Here is a 23502-nt window from a genome sequence, read left to right on the forward strand (position 1 = left end):
CATTGGGAGATATGTCACCAAGGGAATACAAAGACCGTTTCGGGGAGGAATTCCTCCCCGAAACAAACATTATTAATGAAAAATTGTTGAATTTAGAGTTATCCTAAAAAGGGGAAGGCTACACCCTGTCCTAAAAACCCCAGACTGAGAACTCCCATTGAAGTTGAGGAAAAAGTGCTTCACCTAAGAAAGAAGTACCATTTTGGTCCAGAGAGAATCTATATGTACCTAAAACGGTATTTGAACATAGAGACATCGGAAAGCAGCGTTTCCGTATCCTGAAAAGAAATGGGGTCAACAGGCTTCCAAGGAACACAAAGAAACGTTCACCGGGACCAAAGATCAAGCTGTACGAAAAACAGACGCCAGGCCACCATGTGCAAATGGATGTCAAGTTCCTGGCCTTTACCGATAAGCAGGGAAAGAACATTAAACGCTATCAATACACGGCCATAGACGATGCCACTGGGATACGTGCATTAAAGGTCTATGACAGGCACAACCAGGACAACGCCATCCACTTTCTGGATTACGTGATCAAAAAATTCCCTTTCAGGATAAAAGTGGTAAGAACCGATAATGGGCATGAGTTCCAAACAAGGTTCCATTGGCATTGTTTGGACCAAGGGGTTGAGCATGTCTACATAAAACCTGCCAGCCCAAGGTTAAATGGCAAAGTGGAAAGGTCCCACTGGACCGATAAGCAGGAATTTTATCAATTGATAGAGTACACATCGGACGTTGACCTGAGCAAAAAATAGATCAGTGGGAGAAATTCTATAACTTTAACAGACCCCATAAATCAAATGGCGGTTTGACACCATATGAAGTCTTTAGAGCCAAAATGAACATTAATATACAAGGTTAATCCAAGTTTGAAGTATCACACTAGGGGTAAATCTGACGAAAAAATAGCTGGAGTTAGAATTGTATCATTTAAGCTATCACAATGAAATACACGGATGCCGTTTCGAATAAGTCCCAATTCCCTAATCAAATAGATTATGATGGAATGAAAATGAAAGTGGTGACAGCTCTAAAACTCGAAGATGATTTTATAAGATTTGTGGAGGACTTTCCCGTTATGAATTATAATGACAAATGCGCTATTCCCTATTCAACCAATCAACAGTTTCGGGTATGTGCTCTTTGGACTGATGGGGCAAGTGTTATGCATAAAGGAAAGCTATCAGAACTATTAGGTTCTTCGGAAGAAGAATGAGAACAACTGCCAAAGTTCAAATAAAGGATTCATTAAATGTCCATATTTGCTAAATATGGATAATTTTTATAGATTTATGTCAAAATGGGTTTGTTATGAATATCAGTTTCACAAAAAAGCAGAAAGAATATATTGCTAAACAGGTGGCCACGGGCGAATATCAAAACAATAGTGAGGTGATTCGTGATGCCATTCGTCTACATAGAATTTATCGGGACAAGGTCATCGAAGATCTTAGAAGGGAGATAGAAAAAGGTTGGAACGGGCCCGATAGCACCAGAACAATGGATGATATTATATCCTCAAAGAAGAACGGGTGACAAAAGGTTACGTTCTATCGCAGGAAGCGGACAATGACATTGAGGATATTTTCGAATACGGGCAACACCAATTTGGTGACTCTCAAGCAATCGAATACCTAGTTGGCCTAAACAATCATTTCAAGGCAATTGCCAAGAATCCTGATATCGGGAAGGAAAGAAAGGAGATTAAGGATGGGCTTTTCAGTTTTCCTTATATCTCTCATATAATTTTCTACCATAAAATGAACGGATATATACGTATAGTAAGAATACTCTACGGCGGAAGGGATTTGGTAAAGTTTCTAACTTAAAAGTTCAAATAAACGATACACGATTGCATAATTCCATTACTCTTTTAGGACATACAAAAATTACCATAAAACTAACGCCTCAGAGGATAAATTGAAAAATAAAATAGTTTATACATATATTGCCATATGTTAAAAATCATTAAAATGAAAAAGCTATTTGTCATTGCTTCAGTCATCTTATTTTCAACTGCTGTATTTTGTCAAGAAGATGAACCTACTGATTCGCAAAAAAGAATTGAGAAGTTTTCTGTGGACAAAAGGAATGAGGTAAGCATTGATGTTATATCGGCGATAGCCATCCCCGCCCTTAATCCTCGGTATGAATATATCTTGGGGCGTTATTCTGGAGTCGGAGTGGATTTGTTTGTTTCTCTAGAAGGGAGTGATGATTTTGATAATTTTTCGGAGTATGAAAAATTTTCACTGACACCATATTACCGACAATACTTTTTTTCAAAGCAAGACTACGGGGCTAAGGGGTTTTATGCCGAGGTGTTCTTAAAGTTTTTCACCTTCGAAGACCAAACGTTTGATAGTGCAAGCGATTCATTTAGCACAGACAGCTTTTTCGATACTTCCATTGGAGCTGGAATCGGTTGGAAGTGGATAAGCGAGAGCGGTTTTCTTGTAGATCTGGGTATAGGAATCGGAAGGAACTTTCGACTGCCGAGTGATGATAATGTGGGGTGGGAGGTCCAACCCAGAGGTGGTTTACATTTTGGTTGGCGGTTTTGACCTGTCTTAATTTCCAATCCTTGTTAGCCGTGTGAATGATTTCAAATTACAACAAAAAGAATCAGTGGCAACGTCCTGCCAAAGTGTCTTTGTGATTCGACAAGAATAAAAAAAGCCGATAAGAGATTATCGGCTTCGACTGACTAACTCAAATCAAGAACGTAGCCGAAGACGGCTCCACAATATTAGTCTACCTGTTCTGCGTAAAGGCAAAAATTAGTTGATGATATTGTTACTATATTGAAAGCTGAAAGTTCAAAAAAACGATTTTCAAATACTATGAAAAGACAATTATTAAATATACCTCATGAGGATTTCGAAAACCCAATTTTTGTAAGAGAGAAAGAAACCATCTTAAGATTTATATAATTGATGAAGTTGAATATGAAAAGTTCAAGAAATACCAAGATGATCAAAAAATTGTCAGTATTAATTGTGTTTTCTTAGAATATTTCGAGGAGGAAAACCGACTTGTCTACAACATGAAAAAACCCACCACAATGTTCCCTATTTCAAGTGATAAAGTTGAATTGATGATGGCAGGCATGGAATGATAACGTTCAAATAAACTATTGGAAAATGAAGGCATAAGTTCGTCATTGTACTTCAGCCATCATTATTTCTGTTATTTCAAAGAAATCTGCACAAATATCTTCTGTTTCAAAAGATTCGTAGATATAACCACTGAATATTATACGCAAACCATTTATTTCAAATTCATCACTAAGATTACAAGGACTCAAGATTCCTATTGGGTTTCGATCTAGTTGTTCATTTGGATCAATAATAAATCCACACAGTTCATTCATTACAATTGCTCCAATTACATTCTCTACTGTGGCAACTATACGTCTGCCACTTTTTTGATAACACCTTGGTACAGGACCATCATCTGAACATCCAAAGAATAAAACAATACTTATGACCAATAATCCTTTTTCCATACTTTTATTTAAGGATACGAAAATTAGCATTTGTTGCTTTTAATTTGTTATAAATGCATCAAGTTCAATAAAACGGTGGATTAAATGTAATTGGACCGTCCCGTAAAAGGTCAATTAACGAAACCACTAAAAGAGACCACCTTTAGGACTTTGTAGATAAAAAATTATGGCATCAAATAAAGAGCCCCGTAAAATGGCCGATTTTTGAAACTTAGAATATGGTAACCTATGACAAGTATTAGTGGAATCTAATCGTTAATTATGTATTTTTATATTGGTTCTTAACTATATTTCAAATTGGCAGTACGGAAAAAATCATCAATATGAATAAAACAAGAATAGTAATTTGTATAATAGCAGTTACAGGAATATTTTATTCCTGTAATGAAGAAAAGCAAAGACCAACCTATATGAAATCAATTGAATCAGGATGGAAATTGGTTTACCAAAATGACGAGAACGGAAGTCGATTAACAGGTAATATAGATTCATTAATAGTAGGAATTAGAAATGGATATGATATAAGAGTGGGCTGGGGCTGGGAAGAAGAATTAGCAGATTCAGTTCTTCGACTTGAACATATGGCAGAACCTGTTTTCCTTTCCATAATTCAAGAAAAAAGCGTGTCCGTTGTTATTGATGGTCATCCCCTTTTACAAAGCTACATTGATGCAGATAATCAGAAAATTGGAGAGGGAGGGCACATTTGGCAATGTGTTTTGACTACTAGTGGCACATTCAGTGCCCAAGTCCATAATCGTTCAACAGGCGAGTTAATTAAAGATTGGCCCCAGAGGCATAAAATGACCTGGTTTTTAGAATATCCTAACTACAAACAGAAAAAAAATAAACCTTTATTTTAAAAAATGAAACCATTTATCACTGTTATTTTGTTATTGATTTCGACCTTTTGCTTCTCACAGGACAATTGGAAAATGATTTATGAAAATGATGCCGAAGGCGTAGCGGTCCAAGGGGAATTGACCGAATTGATCTCAGCTATACAAAATGGAGAGAATATTAAAATCTATTTCAGAATGGAAAGGAAGAGTCTGCCGGATATCTACGTGGAACATACAGCAATGGTCAAGTTTACTACCATAATGAACTCGCCGAAGGGAAAGTCCGTAACGGGGCAAATCGACCCTATAATCGGACAGGTGCCGGATTATGAAAACGAACAGGCATTGCTCAAGGAGAACTTGGAATGGGCTCTAAGCGTCTCTTCAAGCGGAAATAATGATACGATGACCAGAAATGTGATAACGGGGGAAATAGTAGACCATAGAGTTGTAAGATGGGGCACGAAATGGTACGTGGAAAAGAAATAGCCACCCGCTATAAGCGCAGGTAAGGGTCTGCTTAATTTCCCCTTGACAAACCATTGCCAGTTGACCCTATTGTCAAGATGGTGAAGTATAGAAAGGGGCTTTTGACCGTAGAACGGTAAATTTTAAAATTACTATATTCTTCCCCTAAAACCGACCAATAAAAAGACTTTCTCTACTTCTAAAATCAGTTCGAATAACTCGCCGATTTTAAGAACATTTTTAGCAGTAGAAAATTAAAAGCCCCCTGACATTAATCTAAGGGGCCTAAATTCGTTCTTGGACAGATATTTGTACATTCAAATCCAATCAATACACTCCAATCAACTTTTACCCAATACTATTTGGTGTGTTTCTTCTGATTCTTTTCCAAGTATTCTTAAAAAATACATGCCATTGCCATATCGCTTCAGATTCAGCTCCATCTCACCGTTCCATTTTCGGTTTCTCTTTTCAAACAACATTTTACCGTATCGGTCATAGATTTCAAAACTGTATTTTTCGGAAGTGCCTCTTGATTTTGATTGACCATTTGAAGAAACCGACGATGTTGAAGTCGTTCGGGGAGAACGCAAACTAGCATTTTCGTAACTTCTTTCGCCAACATAGAACGTACCATCGTTAGATGGATTTGGATATACACTGAAGAAGCCACCACCCCCACAATTGACCACTTTTACAGGAAAGCTGACGCTAGAGGTGCCACAAGAATTGGTTGTCCGTAACGTTACGGTATATGTGCCCGCACGAGTGCCATAGAAATTTATGGGAGTGGGTGCGTAGTCATAAGTAACACTACTGCCTCCCTCAATCTGCAGATAGGGTGAACTTGAAATGAGCTTGTAAGAGTCCGCACCTGGTGATGCTGGGAGTATCCATGTCTCCTCTTGAATAAATACGTTCATGCAGACATCCTGCACCGGCCCTGCATAGGTCAGCGGTCTTCCAACATAGATCTGTTTGCTGACACTTGTGGAAGGGCCACAGGCAGCATCAGAAAGTGTCGCGGTGATGGTCGCATTGCCCCTATAACCATTTCCTTGGGAAAAGGTGGTCGATGCCTGGTTTTGTTGAAAATTCAATGAGGTAGATGGGCTTACCGACCAAGTGACCGAGTTGTTGGGCGCCGGAACGCTAAAAGTGGCCGATGTGCAAAAGTCGGAGGGGCCGTTGATCGTGATATTACTGCACACAAAACCGCAATCAAAGGTAGAGGACGCGTTATTGAGCTCATCGGCCAACCAGTCCCCGTTTCTTGCATTGAACGATAAATGTATTTCATTGGTCGAGATGGTGTTGAAAGAAGTCGTAAAGTTGTCGAAAGGAATGGCCCGACTGCCCGTGGGCCTGTTGGTCTGGGTGTAGGTGCGGGTATAATCGGATGTGTTCAAGGTCGTTGCGCCACTGCCGACATCCAAGGCACTGACAGCAGGTATGAAGTTTACGTTTTCGACTACATCAAGATTATAATTATACCTCACAAAAAAATTGCTTTCAGCATCAGAGTCGCTTTCAAAAAAATCATAGAACGGACCGACACCTCCCGAGAAATTATCTTGAAATAGCGACCCAATGGGTGAATTGAAGCTTCTGTCAGTAAAGGTTCTGGTGATGGGCATCAGCCACAAAAAAGTCTTTTTATAGGTAATTCGGCCAGAATAGATGTTCGCGGTGCCCGAACTGGGGAAGGCCCTCACTTTAAAATCGGTTTCTAAAGTTGCCCGGCCCGGCAAAAAGCCCAACAGGGCGGTTTCAAGATCGCCCAAGGCCACACCCACCAAAAAACCCGCAGGAAAAACGGACAGCACAATATCGGTGAATGCCCGGGTATTGCCCGAACCGTTCAGCCTGAACAACTGTTGGTTCGAGATTAGGCCTTGGGGCTCGGCACAATGGCTGGCATTGCTCAAGGCCACGTTGCGGGTCTGCTGTGGGTAGCCCATCGAACGCAGCTCACTCTGCCATGTGTTGTGTACACTGTTATCAAGCCCATAGTCTTCACGCACGTAATTGGTCAGCAACTGCTTTGCCGCTTGCGAATCTAATAGTCGAATGGCCTCGCCCACCGGAAAGTCTCCGCCGGCCACGGCGATGCCCACATTGCCCGCCGGGGTGGCCAACACCTCATTGACCAACTGGCGTGCCATATAAAACAGGCCCAAGGGCAGATGCACCCCTTGGTGCGGGGCGTCATGGCTCACGTAAAGGTTGGTGTCATGGTCCTCGTTGCGGTTCTCCATATCGCGCAGGGCATAGCGGGCGATGACCCCGCCCATGCTCTGCCCCAAGACCACATTGGGCGTACTGCCCGTTTTGTTGGCATTGACCCAATCGATGACCGCCTGCAGTACATAGGCATTGCGGCGCAGATCGTCCGTACCGTTGTCCCAATTGACGTAGATGACATCATAATCATTGGTAATCACAGCATTAGTTGTCGATATTAAATCAATTAGACTTTGACTTCCTGAATTATCTACAAATTGAAGAAATTGTTCTATATCACTATCGCCAATCGTTCCGCCCTCTTGCTGTAAACCCGTGTCCAAACCTTCGGCCACGATCAAGGGCTTGGTGATCTGCCCACAGGTATTGGCATAGGCAATCTGAAGGGTGGCCGAACCTGCAATGCTCTGGAAGGAACGGGTAGCATTGATGCCCTGAATGGCAATATTACAGGATGCATTTCTTGCTGTTAATGTATTTTGTCGCTCTGCACCCGTGACCTTTAACCGATTACGGCAATAGAGGTATTGCCCATTGGTCAACCTTAAGCGAAAGGTTACCGTGTAGTCACCATCACTGGCATAGGTATGCAAAAGCGCATTGCCCAGTGAAAAGCTTTTATAGCCACTGCCATCCCCAAAATTGACGGCAAAGCTGTGCACGTTTGAACTTTGGTTGGTGTACCAGGTGTCGTTGGAAATCAACAGCGAAACTTTTGAATTGGCGATATGCTGTACCGGTAGGGTCATGCCAAAACTGCTTTTGGTCTCATAGGGATTTTGCCATGTACCACTGATATAGACATCATCGTATTTGCCATTGGTCACCCTGATGTCGTTCTGTGAAAGTGCATTGCTCCGGATACGGGAGTACTTGTAATATAGGCCGTTCAATACCAAGGCACTGGTGGGGCTGCCCTTGCCCAATTTGTTCGTCTCACTTTTTCGTTTTGAGGCCCAAGCATCCTCCAGATCTTCGGGAGCTTCCAGACCGGGTACGGAGGTGTTAATACGTGAGGAAAGTAGGGTATTGTACAGCTCGCGGTAGATACCCGGCGAGAGGTAATTGTTGCTTCGTAGCACCCCATCGTATTGGGTCGCATCCAAAAAATCATAGCCGTAATCGAGCAATAGCTGATGGGGCACCCGGTTCTTTTCCAAGAGGCTGAACACCGTATTGGTCTGGCTCGCCACTTGGGTGTCGATGTGCTGTTGTGCGTTTAAAAATGGGCATAGCAATAGCTGTAAGATAAGTAGAGACTTTCTCATATAGGTAATTTTTAAAGGTTAAAGGATTGTTATGTTAAGATGTTATCATCAAAATTAGTATCGGTTAAGTTAGTTAATTGGTATATCTAAGATCAAACCGGCCATCGGTTATCCGTATTTCATTGCCCTCATTGTCAAGCACCGTAAACTCAAAGGTGCCGGAAATTATTTCATCTGTGAAGTTCGTTATGGTTAGAATACCTGGCTCCTCATCGGTAGGAGATGATGTTAGTTCAATACCACCGCCTATAAGATATTCTGCAAAAAAATTGCCGGATTCAAAAGTTGTAAGAGAATACGTCTTTTCTTCCAAACCCTCTATGTCCAAGGCACCTAGATTAAATCCAACCATTGTTTCACCTCCTCCTCTGGAAGCACTGATTCCCAAGGTGTAGGCATCACGAACAAACTGATAAAATGCAGAAGGCTGATCACCCCCAAACCTACCAGGAAAGAAGGGCTCACCGTCAATCAGACAACCAAAAGTGCCCTCTCCTGTTTGCGTGGCTGGAGGCAAAGCATCTGCGGGGTTTTCGGGCGTGCCGTCGTCATCGTTGTTGCAGGCCGTAAGGATGACCATGAGCATAAAGGCGAGCAGGGTTTTCATATTGTCAATAATTTTAAGAAAATGTTATCAATTGGTGTACTTAAGATCAAAACGTCCATCAGTAATCCGTATCTCAGTCCCGTCATTGTCAATCACAGTAAACTCAAAGGTGCCGGAGATGATTTCGTCGGTGAAATTGGTTATTGTCAAAGTACCTGGGTTTTCATATGTAGTTCTAGCTCTAAGAACTATTCCTCCTCCAAGATTATATCTACCTGAAAAATTTCCTAACCCTTCTGAAATAAGTAAATAGGTAGTCACTTCTAGTCCTTCAATATCCAGCGCACCCAACCCAATGCTAACAAAATTTTCACCCCCCCCGTCGTTTCTTCCGGCACTAATACCCAAGGTGTAAGCCCCACGAACAAATTGATAAAAGGCGGAAGGCCTATTACTGCCACTCTCTGGAAAAAAAGGCTCCCCATCTATAAGGCAGCCAAAGGTCTGCTCACCGGTCTGTGTGGCCGGGGGCAGGGCATCGGCCGGGTTATCGGGCGTGCCATTGTCATCGTTGTTGCAGGCGGTCAAGGTTGCCAAAAACACTAAAACAAGTAGGTTTTTCATGTAGTCAAGATTTTAAAGAAAAGTATTGCGATTTTATTTTAAGGGAATGTTATCAATTGGTATATCTGAGGTCAAAGCGTCCATTGGTTATCCGTATTTCATTGCCGTCATTGTCAAGTACTGAAAACTCAAAAGTTCCTGAGATTATTTCATCGGTAAAATTCGTTATGGTCAATGTACCCGGATTCTCTTCAGTAGTAGAACCGTCTAGAATATTTCCTACAGCAATATCATATTCAGCAGAAAAATTACCGGGCATTCTAGATTTAAGAGAATATGTTGAAATATCCAATCCTTTAATGTCCAAACCAGATATTCTTAGAGACTGTTTTTCAACCCCCCCCCCTCTAGAAGCACTAATGCCTAGGGTATATGCTCCACAAACAAATTGATAAAAAGCCGATGGCCTGTCGCCCCCGAACCTACCCGGGAAAAAGGGCTCGCCGTCTATAAGACACCCAAAAGTGCCCTCTCCTGTTTGCGTGGCCGGAGGCAAAGCATCGGCGGGGTTTTCTGGCGTGCCATTGTCATCATCGTTATTACAGGCAACTATAAGAAATGACAGAAATAAGAAAAGTAGGTTTTTCATTGAGACTAATTCACTTCAAATGTAAGAAAATACTGTAGGTTTATCTTACTGTAATGTTATCAATTGGTGTGCCGAAGATCAAAACGGCCATCGGTGATCTGTATTTCATTGCCGTCATTGTAAAGCACCGTAAACTCAAAAGTTCTAATAAAAAAAATATAGTTCCTTAAAACAAACATTTTTTGGGAATCTACTCCTTCCTTCCAAAGAGTCTCATAAACTCTCCGTTTTCTGGCACATCTCCTACCTCGCAATATTTGCCTGTTTTTTGTCAAAATTAATTCTCACACTTTCGCTTACCAATTGCTCATATCGGCAGATTCTTCAAGTCTATGGTAGACAGAAGATAGTAATCTTGATGATTTCTACAAAGACATATAGCGTTGGTTGAAGAAGCCTGAGCAATAGTTATATTATACAATTGGTTTTTAGTAATCAGTGAAAATCAAGGCGTCTCCTATAGCCCTTTCTCCAGATAGATCTGACGAACTCCCTGTTTTTTTGCCATTGACTATCATCATACTTGAGCCACCTCCATCCAAATTAAATGCTTCAGTGACTCCTAAATTTTTAAATAAATTCGACATTTCAGTAATGGAAGCTCCTGCCGAAATACCGGGCTGACGTCCATATACCACTGCTATATATACTTTGTTGTCTGATGTAATGCCAATAGCAGTTCTCGGATGTCTTCGAACCACCCATCCATGGTAAAATCCTGCCCTTGAACCTATTTCTGTAGTTTCAAAAGCAGCCTTGTCTTTTTTGTCTACATATTCATCTGAAACTTTAAAATCAGAAAAAACAGTCTCCCAACCTTCTTTAAATCTATCAGCTATCTCATGGTTCCCCTTCCTTAGTAGTGTGGGGCCTCCATTTACTGCATATAGGCCTTTTTTGAGTAGTATTGGGCCTTCGTCGCTTGTTATTGATATGTGCTTGGTCACTGTCATTTCTACTTTTGCAACATTTTCAAGATATGTCGCACTCAATCCTATTGCTTGTAACAAATACCCATTTTCTGGTATTTCACCCCCTCTTTGGCGTTTTATAGATATAATTCTGTCTGTACTATCTAAGGCGATTTCCAGACCTTCACCTATATCACCTTTGTTTCCATATTCGGGAGTGAATATGACTATTTCGTCTTTATTTCTACAGACAAAATCATGAATTGGGATTACATAACCTGACCCATCAAAGTTGCCACAATTCAATATCCTTCCAACTGACCTGTTAATCCCATGAACTCTTAATTTAATTGAGTCAAGCTCTATTTGGATATCTGTATTCACGTTGTGCGCAACTGAAAAAAGTGCCGGTAAATTGTTTTCTATAAGCAAAATAGACCTTCCCCCTATAGCTTCACTCAAGAGTTTACCATCTATTACTGAAATTCCAGCTGGGTCTCCTGGCATACCGACCTCGTTTTCCCATGCAAAAAATCCTGCATTTACAGCGGCCAAAGCCCTAAGGTTTCTTGACATTTTAGAGGTAGTTTCTTTTCCCGAAACCTGATTATTTCCTAATATTGCTTTTACCTGTCCTTTGTATTTGGTAAGGTCAATTTTTAAAAGGGATATCAAAAATGGCCCTGATGTAGGATACCCATCCTCTGCCGTGTGCCGAATCGCCATAGAAATGCCCTTGCAACTAAGCTTTTCTCTTAGCTTAATTGCTGCTTCTTTTGTATTGAAAGTTCCGACTCTAACAATTTTGCCGAGTTTACCCCCATGAGGATCGGGTTCAGGGGAATACTCCAATCGGGCAACCATACCTAGATTCTCTATTTTCAACGATAGTTCTTCTGCTTTGGCAGGAGTGACAATTCCACTGGTAAGCGTAAAAAAATCACTGTTAGAGAAATGCCCTCGATTGACTTGGATAAAATCTAGCCCATCTTGTATATTTTTAACAACCACCTTTTGTTCAAGGCCCATTTTGCCAATATCCAAATCTGGAAAGTTCATTGGATCACTGGCACAGGAAAACATCAATAGTATAATGAGTGCTTTTTTCATAGGGGTACTACTTATTTATCACTGGCCTGACTGTTTTAAATCAGAAAAAAAGGGATTGGAAAAATCTCCGCCCCCTTTTCAAACTAACTCAAACTAAAAACCAACTAAGTATAAACAACTTAAGCATATGAATCAATCAATATCCGGGATTCTGATTTAATCCGGCCAAATCGACCTCCCTTTGGGGGATGGGAAGTAACAATTGATTTTGTTCCGTAACATTTTCAAGCCGTTCAATGGCCTTGTTGGTGCGAACCAAATCATACCAAAAGAATCCCTCAGCATAGAATTCCCGTTGTCTTTCATCCAATATTGCATTCAAAAAACTTTCGGAATCGGTTGCCGTACTAGGGCCCAAGCCTCTCACTGCCCTCAGTTCGTTCAGCCTATCCAAACCACTTGGATAGCCTTGTGCTTCTGAACTGATCAAATACATTTCTGCCAACCGACTTACCACAACAGGTAAATTAGCACTCTCGGTATATTTGTTTACAATGTTCTGACCATTAAAAACAATCAGGGTTGCATCTTTCCTAAGGTCGACATCCTCGTATAGATTATTAAAAATAAACTCTGTAGGAGCAAACTGTTGGGAACCCGAAACTGGATGATCGTTGGGGTTAAAAGTGACATATTGCCTCACCAATTCTACAGGATTGTTCCCTAGAGAGAAAATGACTTCTTTATTGCCAGAAATACTGAATATTGAAGCAAATTCTGATTCCAATACAAACCCTCCAGAAGTGGACGAGATAACGGTTTCAGCTAAATCAAAAGCATCATTAGTATTGCCCATGGCCAAGTGAACCCTGGAAAGCAATGCCCTAACTGCGTCTTTGGAAACAAAATTCTCATTCGAAAAGTCATTGGCCAAACTCACTGCCTGATTCAGGTCCCCTAGAATAAATGCCCATGTTTCTTCAGCCGTGTCTCTGGGAACAATTTCAGTTGTATTCTCCGGCAAAAGAGGCACACCTCCGAACCTTGTCACCAAGTAATAGTAAGCCAATCCTCTAAAATATAATGCGGTAGCCCTTTCATTATCGAAACTCCCCTCCAAACTGTCAATAACTTCAAGTGCTGTGTTTGCATTAAAAATGATAGCATATAATTCCAACCACCAACTTTCGGTCTGTGTGGGATTCAGCCTATTTCTAACAAAATTGATATCATCGCCGGCGAATAGTGGTGTTGCTTCCAAATGATTGGCCAACAAGTCAAAATCAACAAACCTGTTTCCAATTCCAATAGTAGATCTATTATAAACCCCATTTATCAGCTGGGGCAAGTCAGTGTCTTGAAGTTGGGACGGGCTAATACTCTCCTCAGGAAAAAGGTCAAGTTCGTTTGAGCAAGAGCCCAGCATAAAAAAGACTGCTATAACCGATAGTAGCTTAAAAATTTTATTTCTTTTCATGGTGATTTTTTCTTAAAATTTAACATTGACACCCAAAATAACCGTTCTCAAAGGAGGAGGCGTTAGAAAATCCGCGCCAAATGTCCTTGGGTCAGAACTATCTGAAGCTTCCGGGTCATATCCCATATAATCTGTAATAGTGAACAGATTATTCCCTGTGAGATAAAACCGAAGTGTGTCCATTGATAATTTGGATGACACTTCATTAGGTAGTGTATATCCCAAGGTAATGTTCTTAATTCTAAAAAAGGAGGCATCTTCCACCCACCTTGAAGAGGCTTGGTTATTGTGGAAAGCAGCTCCAGTTCCACCAGCAATTGCCCTTGGAACATTATTACTGGTGCCAGGCCCTGTCCATCTATTTTCGGCAGTCTCCTTCAACTGGCCGAATTGGGTAAACCCAAGACCTTCCACTCCTCCACCAACACGAATGGATCCTGCCGACCCTCCAGCCAAGAAACCACCTGATCTCCATGCTGAAAAAATATCATTTCCGAATGAGAAATTGGAAAACACGGTCAAATCAAAATTCTTATACCTTAAAGTGTTGTTCAACCCACCAAAAACATCTGGAAAAGCGTTGCCAACAACTTGTCGATCACTGGCATTAATCTGTCCGTCACCGTTTATATCTTCGTATATTACATCTCCTGCACGGACTCCGTTGGCAGCCAAGCTAGCTGGCACTTCAGCATCTGATTGATAGATGCCGATTTGCTTTAACAAATAAAAAGAACCTATAGATTCGCCCACCTTAAGAACATTATATCCAATTGGTATGGCTTCATCACCTATCAATGATTTCAATTCGTTGTTGGCAGTAGCGATGTTAAAATCAACATTCCAAGAAAAATCTTCTTTATTTATTATAGATGCCGTAATAGCCAATTCAAAACCATTGCTGGTCAACTTGCCAATATTTTCCGAGAAAGTGGTAAAACCAGTAGTTCCGTGAACAGGTCTATCAAATAGGAGATCATCCGTGTCCTTTGTATAGTACTCAGCGGTTATTGATACTTTATTGTCCAACAGTGCCAAATCCACCCCAACATTAAAGGAACTTGATTGCTCCCAGGTAAGATTGGGATTCTCCAGTTGATTTGCCGTCAAACCGCTTTGTCCCAAATAATCTGCTCCACCTGAAACCAAGGCCAGGGAGTTATAGTTCCCAATACTGCTTGTGCTGCCAGTCACACCATAAGATGCTCTAAGCTTTAGGAAACTGAGAAAATCATTTTCCTTAAAAAATGGCTCCCTGGAAATGACCCAACCCATTGAGGCCGAGGGAAAGTTTCCGTACTTCTTGCCACTTGCAAAACGAGATGAGCCATCACGCCTAAATGATAAATCCAAAAAATAGCGGTCTTTGAACGTTCCAGATATCCGCCCCAAATAAGAATCCAAGGCATTTTCCGTTTTTGCGCCGAAAGCAAATTGTTCTGCTGCAGAAGAGATAGCCCTAAAAGAAGGGGATGGTAAGTTTCTGGCATCTATCAATGATGATTCTGTAACTTGCTTTTGAAAAGAATGCGCTGCTGTTACTTTTAAATCAAGATCGTTCCATGATTTTTGATAGTTGAACAAGTTCTCCACCAAAACGTTTGAGAGAATATTTCTGGAATCCAGGACCTGACCATTAAAATTCCTTCCTCTTACTTGAAAAGGAGACCTATAGGTATTGTCATGGTACGTGCCGTAATCAATGTTAAATGAAGGGGTGTACGAAAACCCTTTAAATGGCCTTATTTCAACAAAAGCATTGAGAATGCCTCTGTAAATCCTGTATTGGGAGTCTTGTTCTTCCACTACCTGTAGACCATTGTGCCTTGTCAATGTAGCTGATCCTCCTACATTGTAAAATCCATCTATAAAAGCTGGATCCGCAGGTCTCTGTTCAAGTCCTCTTATTAATAACCGCACTCCCCCTTCATGACTGGCTACCCGACTATTATCTGTAAAATTCCCTATGAAATTGACCCCTGCCCCAACTTTGTCACTAAACTTGTGCTCAATGCTCAGTTTATTGGAAAATCTTTGAAATCTGCTTTTAATGAACCATCCTTCTTGATCAAAATATCCCAGCGATGCATAATAAGTAGTATTCTCGTTACCACCACTCATAGAAATGTTATAATCTTGAATTCTTGAAGTCTCCCTTGTCAATGCTCCAATCCAATCAAATTCGGTCTCGCCCGATGGAAGAGGATTATCCAATGGGGCGAGAAACTCTTCATCGCCTGAATTTAGTCCTTGATCACTATTAAAATTTGCTCGGGCCTCATTGTTTACCTCCAACCAAAGAGCAGTATCAGCAGGCTTGATTTCTTGGGGGGCAAACTGAATTCCGGTATAAGAGGATACGTTGACCTGTCCTTTTCCTGTTCTTCCTTTTTTTGTTGTTATAATAATAACCCCATTTGTGCCACGAGAACCATAAATAGCAGTTGAAGCTGCATCTTTCAGGACATCAATACTTGCGATGTCATTGGGATTGAGAAGCGACAATGGACTTTGGTTATTCACTTCACCAAAAACATTGATTCCAGAAGGGTCGCTTATATTGATTGGAATACCATCTATTACAAATAAAGGAAGGTTGTCTCCTTGCAGCGAGCCAATACCGCGAATATTAATTCGCTGCTGCCCCCCCGGAGTTCCAGATGTAGAAGATACTTGCAATCCGGCCACACGTCCTTGAAGCACATCATCAGTGCCCAAAAAACCAGTCTTTTCGGTCTCGGCTACATTGACTTTGGATATTGCGCCTGTAATCCTGGCCTTACTTTGAGTACCGTAACCAACCACAACTACCTCATCCAATTTAGCAGAATCTTCACTAAGAGTTATGATTACCTGTAGTTGTCCGTCCAAAGACACTTCTTTAGTTGTAAATCCAATATAGGACACTACCAGAATAGCATTCTCATTGTCCGTTTCCAATTTGAAATTTCCGTCAAAGTCTGTAGAAGTACCATTTATTGTACCTTTCTCAACAATGCTAGCACCTGGCAGAGGTTGTCCATTCATATCTGTGACAGTACCAGAAACGGTTTGTTGGAGCACCTCTTTCACAACCTTTTTATCTGATTTATCAGACACCTCAGGTGCTTTTCGCCTGATTAAATAAATTTGTCTGTCTTTGGTGGTAAAATCAGTTTCTGTGTTTCCAAAAACTCTTCCTAAAATCTCCTCAATATCCTCTTTTTGTACTTTAATTGAAATTGAACGATCTAAATCAACATCTTCTATCTTGTAAATGAATCGAAAGTCAGTTGTACTTTCAATTTCATCAATAAATCTTTCCACTTTTACTTTTTCAAGATTTAAGGTTACTTTGGTCCCTTGCCCAAATGCGCTGTGTGCCCTAGCACTAAAAACGGCTATCAATAATAATAGCATACTAAGCTTCATCTTTAAATCGAATTTCAATAATGGGATGGACCTGCTTGTGAGTGTAAGCGGTTTTTTCATACTTTTATAGTGTAATTTGTGGTTAAAATCTTATTTTAATCATAATCCTAAATCGAGGAATGTCGCCACATTTCTCGATTTTTTGTTTTCTATTTATTCGTTTATATCATAGGCTTTTAGTTTTAGTTGCTTATTGAATGGTTATTTTATCATTCTCAATTGAATATCTTAAATCATAGACTTCACTCATGCTTTTTAATACTTTTTCCAGTGGGACCGCTTTAAAACTTGCATTGAATTCCTTACCTGTAAGATTTTTATTTTCATTCGTTATGGTCACATCATAATGTCTTTCCAATTTTTTCAGAATGTTTTCAAAGGTCATATTTCTAAAGACCAATTCTCCCTTTCTCCATGCCGTATAAATACTGGTAATAGCGGGCTTAACTTCAATTTCCCCATTATTCTTTCTGAAACTTGCCTTGTACCCTGGTGTTAGCATAGTAGCCCGATCTTTATCAAAAAGTTCATCCTTTTCATAAAGTCCCACGGAACCTTCAACAAGTACTATTTCCGATATACCGTCTTCTTGATAAGCATGGACATTAAATCGGGTGCCCAATACTCTTACATTCAATTTATCGGCATTAACAATAAATGGGTGCAAGGAATCTTTGGCAACATCGAGATAAGCCTCTCCCGAAACAAAAACTTGTCTATCCATTCCTTCCAAAAACTGTATCGGAAATCTTACCGAAGACCCTGCATTCAAATGAGCCATGGTACCATCTGAAAGTCGTAGTTCAAAACGCTTTCCAAAAGGGACGGTCAACGTATTATAAGCCAGTTCTTGTGAATCGACATCATTATATACCAGCTGATCCCCTTGTTGTTGACCAATGGTATTTCCTTTCTTATCCAAAACTTTTACAATACCGTTCTCCTCGATCACCTTAATCGTGCCATCTTCTAATTCTAAAGTAATGGCGTCATCAGGTATTACCATGCTTTTATTGGAAGTGACATATAAATAAAGGAAGCCAACAGAAATCAACCCTATAAATATCGCGGCATAAGAAGCAAAATTTCTCCATTTTACTTTTCGCTCTTGCGCGTGTTGATAGCCATCAACTGTGGTTATGATTCTTCGTAGCAATCTAATTTTTGACTTCTCTTCTTCCGAAAGATCCCATACACTCATCAAATCCTTAACCTGAGCCCTTTCACAAAACTCAAACAACAATGATTTCTCCGTATCGGAGCATTCACCTCTATTAAATTTGTCGACCAGTTCTAAAAAATCGTTTTTGTGCATAATTATTCTTTGCAGGAGAAGGACGCACCTAATCAGGAAAGCTCACATAACTAAATGCGACATTTAACATTTAATTAACGTGTCGGGCAAAAGGTTTTTTCAAAGCGTGGAGAGAAAATATAATAGGCTTACTACTTTACCAATAGTACCCTTTAGGTGTTTTAAGGCAATAGACAATTGATTTTCAACAGTCCGATGAGAAATATTGAAATGTTTTGCTATTTCTTGATTGGAATAATCCTGATACTTGCTCATATAAAAAATAACGCGGCACTTTTTTGGAAGTTCTTTAATTGCTTTCGCGATAATAAAATTTAGATCATTTTTTATTATGGGGGCATCGGCTTCATTTGTCAATGGAATTAAGCGTTTGATAATGCTTTCATCCAATTCGGTGAACTTTACCTTGCGGAAAAAAGAAATGGATTTGTGTTTGGCCGCAACAAATAAATACTTTTCCAGATTATCTATTTTCAAAGTTTCGCGCTTGATCCAAAGATTGGTGAAAAGGTCATGGAGGATATCTTCGGCAAGACCACGGTCATTAACAATATTAATGGTATATGCCATTAACCTTTTCCAATATCTGTTATAGATTTGATTAAAGGCCATGTCGTTGCCCTCCTTTAATAGATTTAAAAGATTTTTGTCCGACAGAAATTGAAACTTACTGTTGCCTTCTTTTTCCATTTGAAAACTAAATTAGTTTTCCTTCATGTAAATTATACAAAATTTTTGATTAATAAATGTTTAATTTTTTATGGGGAGCATTATCTTTTGACAAATTCTTTCTGATAGGCATGTCTAATCTCCTATTTTGTTTTCAATAAAATAAAATCACTCTTAACGAAACTCTTTTAGCCTATTGATAATGCCAAAGTCCGATACCAAGAAAAGCCATTGTTGCCAAATCATTGGTTATGGATTTTATCATATTTCCCCAAAGATTGTGGCATTTCGTTTTGCAAAGTGGTTTTAGCAGAAGTTTTTCGGTGTATTCTAAAAAGAACATTTTTTGGCAACCACTTCGCCCAACCATCCCTTTGAATTAACTCTCAATGTCATAAGGGACCTACATGAAAATGAATAATTCCTAAACCCTCTCGATACATTTAGACCGGGTTTGATTGGGTTTTGCAATATTGTTCTTAAGCTTTTGAAAAGGATTAGAAGTCGCGGTGCTAAATCAATTAGTCTACCCTAGTGTATTCGGTATATTCGTATACCTCGCCTTCCAAGGTGCTGTCATTGTCCAAATCCCTGTAAAGAAGTCTCTGCTCGTCCAGTTGGATTATGACGTATGGCCTGACAAAATCAGATTGAACAATGTTTATAATGGAGTCTCCTTGAATGTTCCATGTGCCAGGTGAACTGCCTTCTCTCTGGTCTTGACCAGGGCATAAAATATTTCCCGAACTGAAAAAGAAAGTCTGTTCTCTTCCATTGGGTGATTCAAATGTGATAAACCAATCCTTGATACAATCCATAGTACTTTTAAATAAATCCACATTAGGCGGCATACTGCCGTCGGCATCACCTGATACTCCTAGATAATTTCCAGTCCACTGCCATGTGCCGATAAGCTTGTTCTCAAGGGAATCAATCTCAGAATCAATTGAATCGTCATTGCTGCAAGAGCTAATCACGAATATTGGTAACAGGATTGGACATAACAAGATTTTTCTCATTGTTGATGACTTTGCTTAATTAAATTTACTAAACAGCTATTAGTGAAACATGAAAGAATTGTTACTTAGCAACAATTTAACTTTGTTCGACCAATTGGTGCTACAAAAGTTTAGGAAATCTTTCTATTCGGTAAACTGACCAAAGATTTTTCATCTCTAAAATCGAACACATTTTAGGACTTCACACTTTTTCTAAAGCCATCCCAAGAAATGACCTTTTTATGGGGCCCCAAAGATGACCCCTTATACCTCATATAAGTTGGATACCCTCATCAACTATATATCCCTATTTTAGTCAATAACTATATTGCCTTATTGTGTGTAATTAGAGCCGACCAAAAAGTATCTGACATACGAAAATCCGTATAAGGAGTTTGACCTGCTTCGAACCAACCTTTGTCTTATAATTTTTAACATTAAAAAAAATAGACTAAAGTGAATAAAAATCAATTTGGCAAAAAAGGCTGGACGCCAGACAGAATTGGAGATTTGAATGGCAAAACATACGTCATAACAGGAACTACAAGCGGAATAGGGTTTGAAGCAGTAAAAATCTTGCTTTCAAAAGGAGCAAAAGTCGTTATGCTTAATCGGAATCCAAAAAAATCAGCAGACGCGATTCATATTTTGAAACAAGAACTTGGAAACCACATAGATGTTTTAGCCATAAAAATGGATTTAGCAGAACAAGCTTTTGTAAAAAAGGTAGCTGAAGAAGTTCTTAAAACAGTTCCTCGAATCGATGCTCTAATTTGCAATGCGGCAATTGCCCAAGTGCCAAAACAAACACTAACCGTTGACGGTTGGGAAAGTCAGATGGGAACCAACTACTATGGAAATTGGACATTACAAGCGTTCCTTTTTCCGTTGGTAGAAAAATCCAAAGGACGTATTGTAACTGTTGGTAGTATGGGGTATGATATGGGAATTAAAACCATCAAATTCGATGATTTAAATTGGGATAAAGACTATACGCCGAATAATGCTTATAGTCAAAGCAAGCTAGCACAGATTATGACTGTCTATGAACTACAGGATAGATTAAAAGAGGCAGGTAAAACAGATGTTAAAGCATATGCTTGTCATCCTGGTTCTTCAAGAACCAACTTAATAAATACAAGTGGGAGCTTTATGATGAAATTCATCTTTAATATGATGAAATTATCCCCATTAACACAATCTGCAAAAAAAGGTGCATACCCCCAATTGATGTGTGCAACAGAACCAAATTTAGACCAAAGTGGTTTTTACGGTCCTACAGGAAGAAACAATTGGACAGGACCAGTTGGAGCTCATAAATTAGAGCAACACGCCAAAGATAAAGCAGTAACTACAAGACTGTGGGAGCTTTCGGAAAAAGAAACAAGTGTAAAATGGAATATCTAATTTTAAATTATGCAACACTTTAAAACGTTATCATCATATTTAGATTATTTAGGCCTTCCTGAACCAGAGCATCCTATGCTGAGCGTTTTCAACTCAAAAGGCGATGGCTACTTACCTTGTCCAAGAGAAAGTTCACCACCAATCACCAATGATTGCTATTCCATTAGTTTTAAAAAATATATAGGGGGTAATTTAAACTACGGTCGAACAAAATATGATTTCACGAATGGAGCTTTAATTTTCATTTCCCCAAGACAAGTCTTACAATGGGATAATAGCGTAGTATTTGAGCAAAAGGGGTTTTCGATAACCTTTCACGAAGATTTTCTAAAGGGAACGGAATTAGCCCAGCAAGCAAAAAAATACGGTTTCTTTTCTTATTCAACTAATGAAGCATTGCACCTTTCACCAAAAGAAGAAAGGCAAATAGAGTCAATTGTTGAGAATATAGAAATTGAGTATCAAAACAATCAAGATGCATTTAGCAAAGAAATTATTATTTCTCAATTGGACACGTTATTAAAATATGCCAATCGTTTCTATGAAAGACAATTCTTAAATCGGAAAGAATTGTCAAACAGCTTGTTGGAGCAATTTAATAAGCATATATCTGAATATTTTGAATCGGGACGATTGCAAGAAAAGGGTATTCCAAGTATAGAACTTATCGCAGATGAAATGTCGGTTTCCCAGCGCTATTTGAGTGACACACTTAAAAAGGAAACGGGTAAAACTACTACCGAACACCTACACTTGAATTTAATCGATGAAGCAAAAAATATATTATTACAACCCAATAAGAGTATTTCGGAAGTGGCTTATGAATTAGGGTTTGAATATCCACCTTACTTTTCAAGGTTATTCAAAAAGAAAGAAGGTATAAGTCCAACTGAGTACAGAGAAAAATATAAATTGAATTAAGCAATGGAATTATTAAAATTAGCCACAGAATGGGCAAAGGCCGAAGTCTTCTCAACACGTTTCTTCATCTTCTTTGCAATTTTATTTTTGATCGCAAGCGTAGGGTTTTGGCAGTTGGGAAAAACGGATTTAGCAAAGGCTTACATCATTCCAACCTTGGCGGCTAGTTTATTGCTTTTGACAATAGGACTTGGTCTATTTTACACCAACAAGTCAAGAATTACCCAATTTGAAAAAGCATTTAATAGCGATACCCCGGCTTTTTTACAGTCCGAAATTGAGCGTTCCGAAAGTACACTAAAGGAATACACCGTTGTATTCAAAGTAATTCCAATTCTTATTATCGTAGCAGCATTAATGATTCTATTTATTAATACACCAACTTGGAGAGCAATTAGTATAATAACTATCGCTACTTTGATAGTTATCTTATTAGTTGACGGAACTGCACACTCCAGAATTGAAGCCTACCATAAAGAATTGAAATTGATAGATCAAAAAAAATAACTATAAATGGCACTGTATATATGATCATAGCAGCATATCGGCAGGATACGCTTCATATGTAAATCTTTTATTCCCAAAAACAAAGTCAAATGCTTAATTTATGTCCGTAAATTTAAAAAGGGGTAATCCCATCTATATATGAATAAACTAAAAATAGGATCAATAATCTTAAGTGTTTGGAGCAGTTTGAATTTTTTCCCTTCCTTATATGTTGGGATAAGTATTTTATTCTTTGACAGCCACCCACCCGGATTATACGCAATATTAAACGAAGGGGATTTTAAAATAATGAGTCCAGAAATGCTAATGACGGTGGACTCAATTGGTCTCTTTGCAAATTTATCCGTGGCAGCTCTGAATTTGTTGATACTTGTGGTAATCTGGAAAGGACTTAACAATAGTATCATATGGACATATTGGGCTTTAATGGTTTCTTGCGTTATTGCAATATTAGCTGGAGTAGCTGCTGACTATGCTGTAAACTTTGCTTTTCCCGAAGTAAACATAGTCTCGGTGCTTATTGTGGCAGCTGGTTTTATATTTTCTGGAATCGGACTTTTTAAAAAGTAAATAAAATGGATGGAAGTATGGTATAACAGCCCCTAAAATAGAGGTTATGTCCTACCACTTCCTAAGCTTTTTATAGCCCAATAAAATGAACATTTTTTGGGATTTTAACTTTCTAGTTTATTCTATTTCTTTTAATGGCCGTTTTTAGGGACCTTAAAAATCGTAATCAA

The 23502-nt window shown here is 39.3% G+C and carries 21 protein-coding genes and 1 pseudogene; 11 read left to right on the forward strand and 11 right to left on the reverse strand.

Annotated features, from left to right (window positions below; all coding sequences use genetic code 11):
• Positions 1-225: 225 nt before the first annotated feature.
• The 5 genes and pseudogenes from FGG15_RS20355 to FGG15_RS19565 form a co-directional block, all read left to right on the forward strand.
• Positions 226-868 (forward strand): annotated as a pseudogene (locus tag FGG15_RS20355) (integrase core domain-containing protein); the annotation flags it as partial.
• A gap of 81 nt (positions 869-949) precedes the next feature.
• Positions 950-1222 (forward strand): hypothetical protein, encoded by a 273-nt coding sequence (locus tag FGG15_RS19550; protein ID WP_138839467.1) that lies wholly within the window; start codon positions 950-952, stop codon positions 1220-1222.
• A 95-nt stretch (positions 1223-1317) separates the two neighbouring features.
• Complete coding sequence (locus FGG15_RS19555; protein ID WP_138839468.1) at positions 1318-1542, forward strand: type II toxin-antitoxin system ParD family antitoxin; 225 nt, start codon at positions 1318-1320, stop codon at positions 1540-1542.
• Positions 1539-1835, forward strand: a complete 297-nt coding sequence (locus tag FGG15_RS19560) for a type II toxin-antitoxin system RelE/ParE family toxin (RefSeq protein WP_138839469.1) — start codon at positions 1539-1541, stop codon at positions 1833-1835. The genes FGG15_RS19555 and FGG15_RS19560 overlap by 4 nt, the downstream gene beginning before the upstream one ends.
• A gap of 144 nt (positions 1836-1979) precedes the next feature.
• On the forward strand, positions 1980-2570 hold the full coding sequence (locus FGG15_RS19565) for a hypothetical protein (RefSeq protein WP_138839470.1): 591 nt from the start codon (positions 1980-1982) through the stop codon (positions 2568-2570).
• Positions 2571-3166: 596 nt separating this feature from the next.
• Here FGG15_RS19565 and FGG15_RS19570 read toward each other — a convergent pair.
• Positions 3167-3514 carry a hypothetical protein gene (locus tag FGG15_RS19570; RefSeq protein WP_138839471.1) on the reverse strand — a complete coding sequence of 116 codons (348 nt, stop codon included), beginning with the start codon at positions 3512-3514 and terminating at the stop codon, positions 3167-3169.
• 323 nt (positions 3515-3837) lie between these two features.
• On the opposite strand from FGG15_RS19570, the gene FGG15_RS19575 reads away from it, so the two are divergent.
• Positions 3838-4377: a hypothetical protein gene (locus tag FGG15_RS19575; protein ID WP_138839472.1), complete on the forward strand. Its 540-nt coding sequence runs from the start codon at positions 3838-3840 to the stop codon at positions 4375-4377.
• Positions 4378-4380: 3 nt separating this feature from the next.
• Positions 4381-4845, forward strand: coding sequence for a hypothetical protein (locus FGG15_RS19580; protein ID WP_138839473.1), 465 nt, complete (start codon positions 4381-4383; stop codon positions 4843-4845).
• Positions 4846-5165: 320 nt separating this feature from the next.
• Here FGG15_RS19580 and FGG15_RS19585 read toward each other — a convergent pair whose 3' ends face one another.
• From FGG15_RS19585 to FGG15_RS19630, 10 genes are all read right to left on the reverse strand, one after another.
• Complete coding sequence (locus tag FGG15_RS19585; protein WP_138839474.1) at positions 5166-8336, reverse strand: T9SS type A sorting domain-containing protein; 3171 nt, start codon at positions 8334-8336, stop codon at positions 5166-5168.
• 73 nt (positions 8337-8409) lie between these two features.
• Positions 8410-8943, reverse strand: coding sequence for a Riean_0653 family protein (locus tag FGG15_RS19590; RefSeq protein ID WP_138839475.1), 534 nt, complete (start codon positions 8941-8943; stop codon positions 8410-8412).
• Between the two features lie 27 nt (positions 8944-8970).
• Positions 8971-9507, reverse strand: coding sequence for a Riean_0653 family protein (locus tag FGG15_RS19595; protein ID WP_138839476.1), 537 nt, complete (start codon positions 9505-9507; stop codon positions 8971-8973).
• A 52-nt stretch (positions 9508-9559) separates the two neighbouring features.
• The gene (locus tag FGG15_RS19600; RefSeq protein WP_138839477.1) at positions 9560-10096 is read right to left on the reverse strand and encodes a Riean_0653 family protein; all 537 of its coding nucleotides are present in this window, start codon (positions 10094-10096) and stop codon (positions 9560-9562) included.
• 428 nt (positions 10097-10524) lie between these two features.
• Positions 10525-12117 carry a phosphodiester glycosidase family protein gene (locus tag FGG15_RS19605; RefSeq protein WP_138839478.1) on the reverse strand — a complete coding sequence of 531 codons (1593 nt, stop codon included), beginning with the start codon at positions 12115-12117 and terminating at the stop codon, positions 10525-10527.
• 136 nt (positions 12118-12253) lie between these two features.
• Positions 12254-13534, reverse strand: a complete 1281-nt coding sequence (locus FGG15_RS19610) for a RagB/SusD family nutrient uptake outer membrane protein (RefSeq protein WP_138839479.1) — start codon at positions 13532-13534, stop codon at positions 12254-12256.
• A 12-nt stretch (positions 13535-13546) separates the two neighbouring features.
• Positions 13547-16933, reverse strand: a complete 3387-nt coding sequence (locus FGG15_RS19615) for a TonB-dependent receptor (protein ID WP_161992016.1) — start codon at positions 16931-16933, stop codon at positions 13547-13549.
• A 202-nt stretch (positions 16934-17135) separates the two neighbouring features.
• Positions 17136-18260, reverse strand: a complete 1125-nt coding sequence (locus FGG15_RS19620; RefSeq protein WP_138839481.1) for a FecR family protein — start codon at positions 18258-18260, stop codon at positions 17136-17138.
• 99 nt (positions 18261-18359) lie between these two features.
• The gene (locus FGG15_RS19625) at positions 18360-18950 is read right to left on the reverse strand and encodes an RNA polymerase sigma factor (protein ID WP_138839482.1); all 591 of its coding nucleotides are present in this window, start codon (positions 18948-18950) and stop codon (positions 18360-18362) included.
• Positions 18951-19450: 500 nt separating this feature from the next.
• Positions 19451-19948 (reverse strand): lipocalin-like domain-containing protein, encoded by a 498-nt coding sequence (locus FGG15_RS19630; RefSeq protein ID WP_138839483.1) that lies wholly within the window; start codon positions 19946-19948, stop codon positions 19451-19453.
• A gap of 435 nt (positions 19949-20383) precedes the next feature.
• On the opposite strand from FGG15_RS19630, the gene FGG15_RS19635 reads away from it, so the two are divergent.
• The 4 genes from FGG15_RS19635 (at position 20384) to FGG15_RS19650 (ending at position 23332) form a co-directional block, all read left to right on the forward strand.
• Positions 20384-21334 carry an SDR family NAD(P)-dependent oxidoreductase gene (locus FGG15_RS19635; RefSeq protein ID WP_138839484.1) on the forward strand — a complete coding sequence of 317 codons (951 nt, stop codon included), beginning with the start codon at positions 20384-20386 and terminating at the stop codon, positions 21332-21334.
• A gap of 9 nt (positions 21335-21343) precedes the next feature.
• Positions 21344-22255, forward strand: coding sequence for a helix-turn-helix domain-containing protein (locus tag FGG15_RS19640; protein WP_138839485.1), 912 nt, complete (start codon positions 21344-21346; stop codon positions 22253-22255).
• A 3-nt stretch (positions 22256-22258) separates the two neighbouring features.
• Positions 22259-22762, forward strand: a complete 504-nt coding sequence (locus FGG15_RS19645; RefSeq protein ID WP_138839486.1) for a hypothetical protein — start codon at positions 22259-22261, stop codon at positions 22760-22762.
• 138 nt (positions 22763-22900) lie between these two features.
• Positions 22901-23332, forward strand: a complete 432-nt coding sequence (locus tag FGG15_RS19650) for a hypothetical protein (protein ID WP_138839487.1) — start codon at positions 22901-22903, stop codon at positions 23330-23332.
• Positions 23333-23502 lie beyond the last annotated feature (170 nt).

It is taken from the genome of Flagellimonas algicola, assembly GCF_005937185.1.
GTDB lineage: Bacteria > Bacteroidota > Bacteroidia > Flavobacteriales > Flavobacteriaceae > Flagellimonas > Flagellimonas algicola.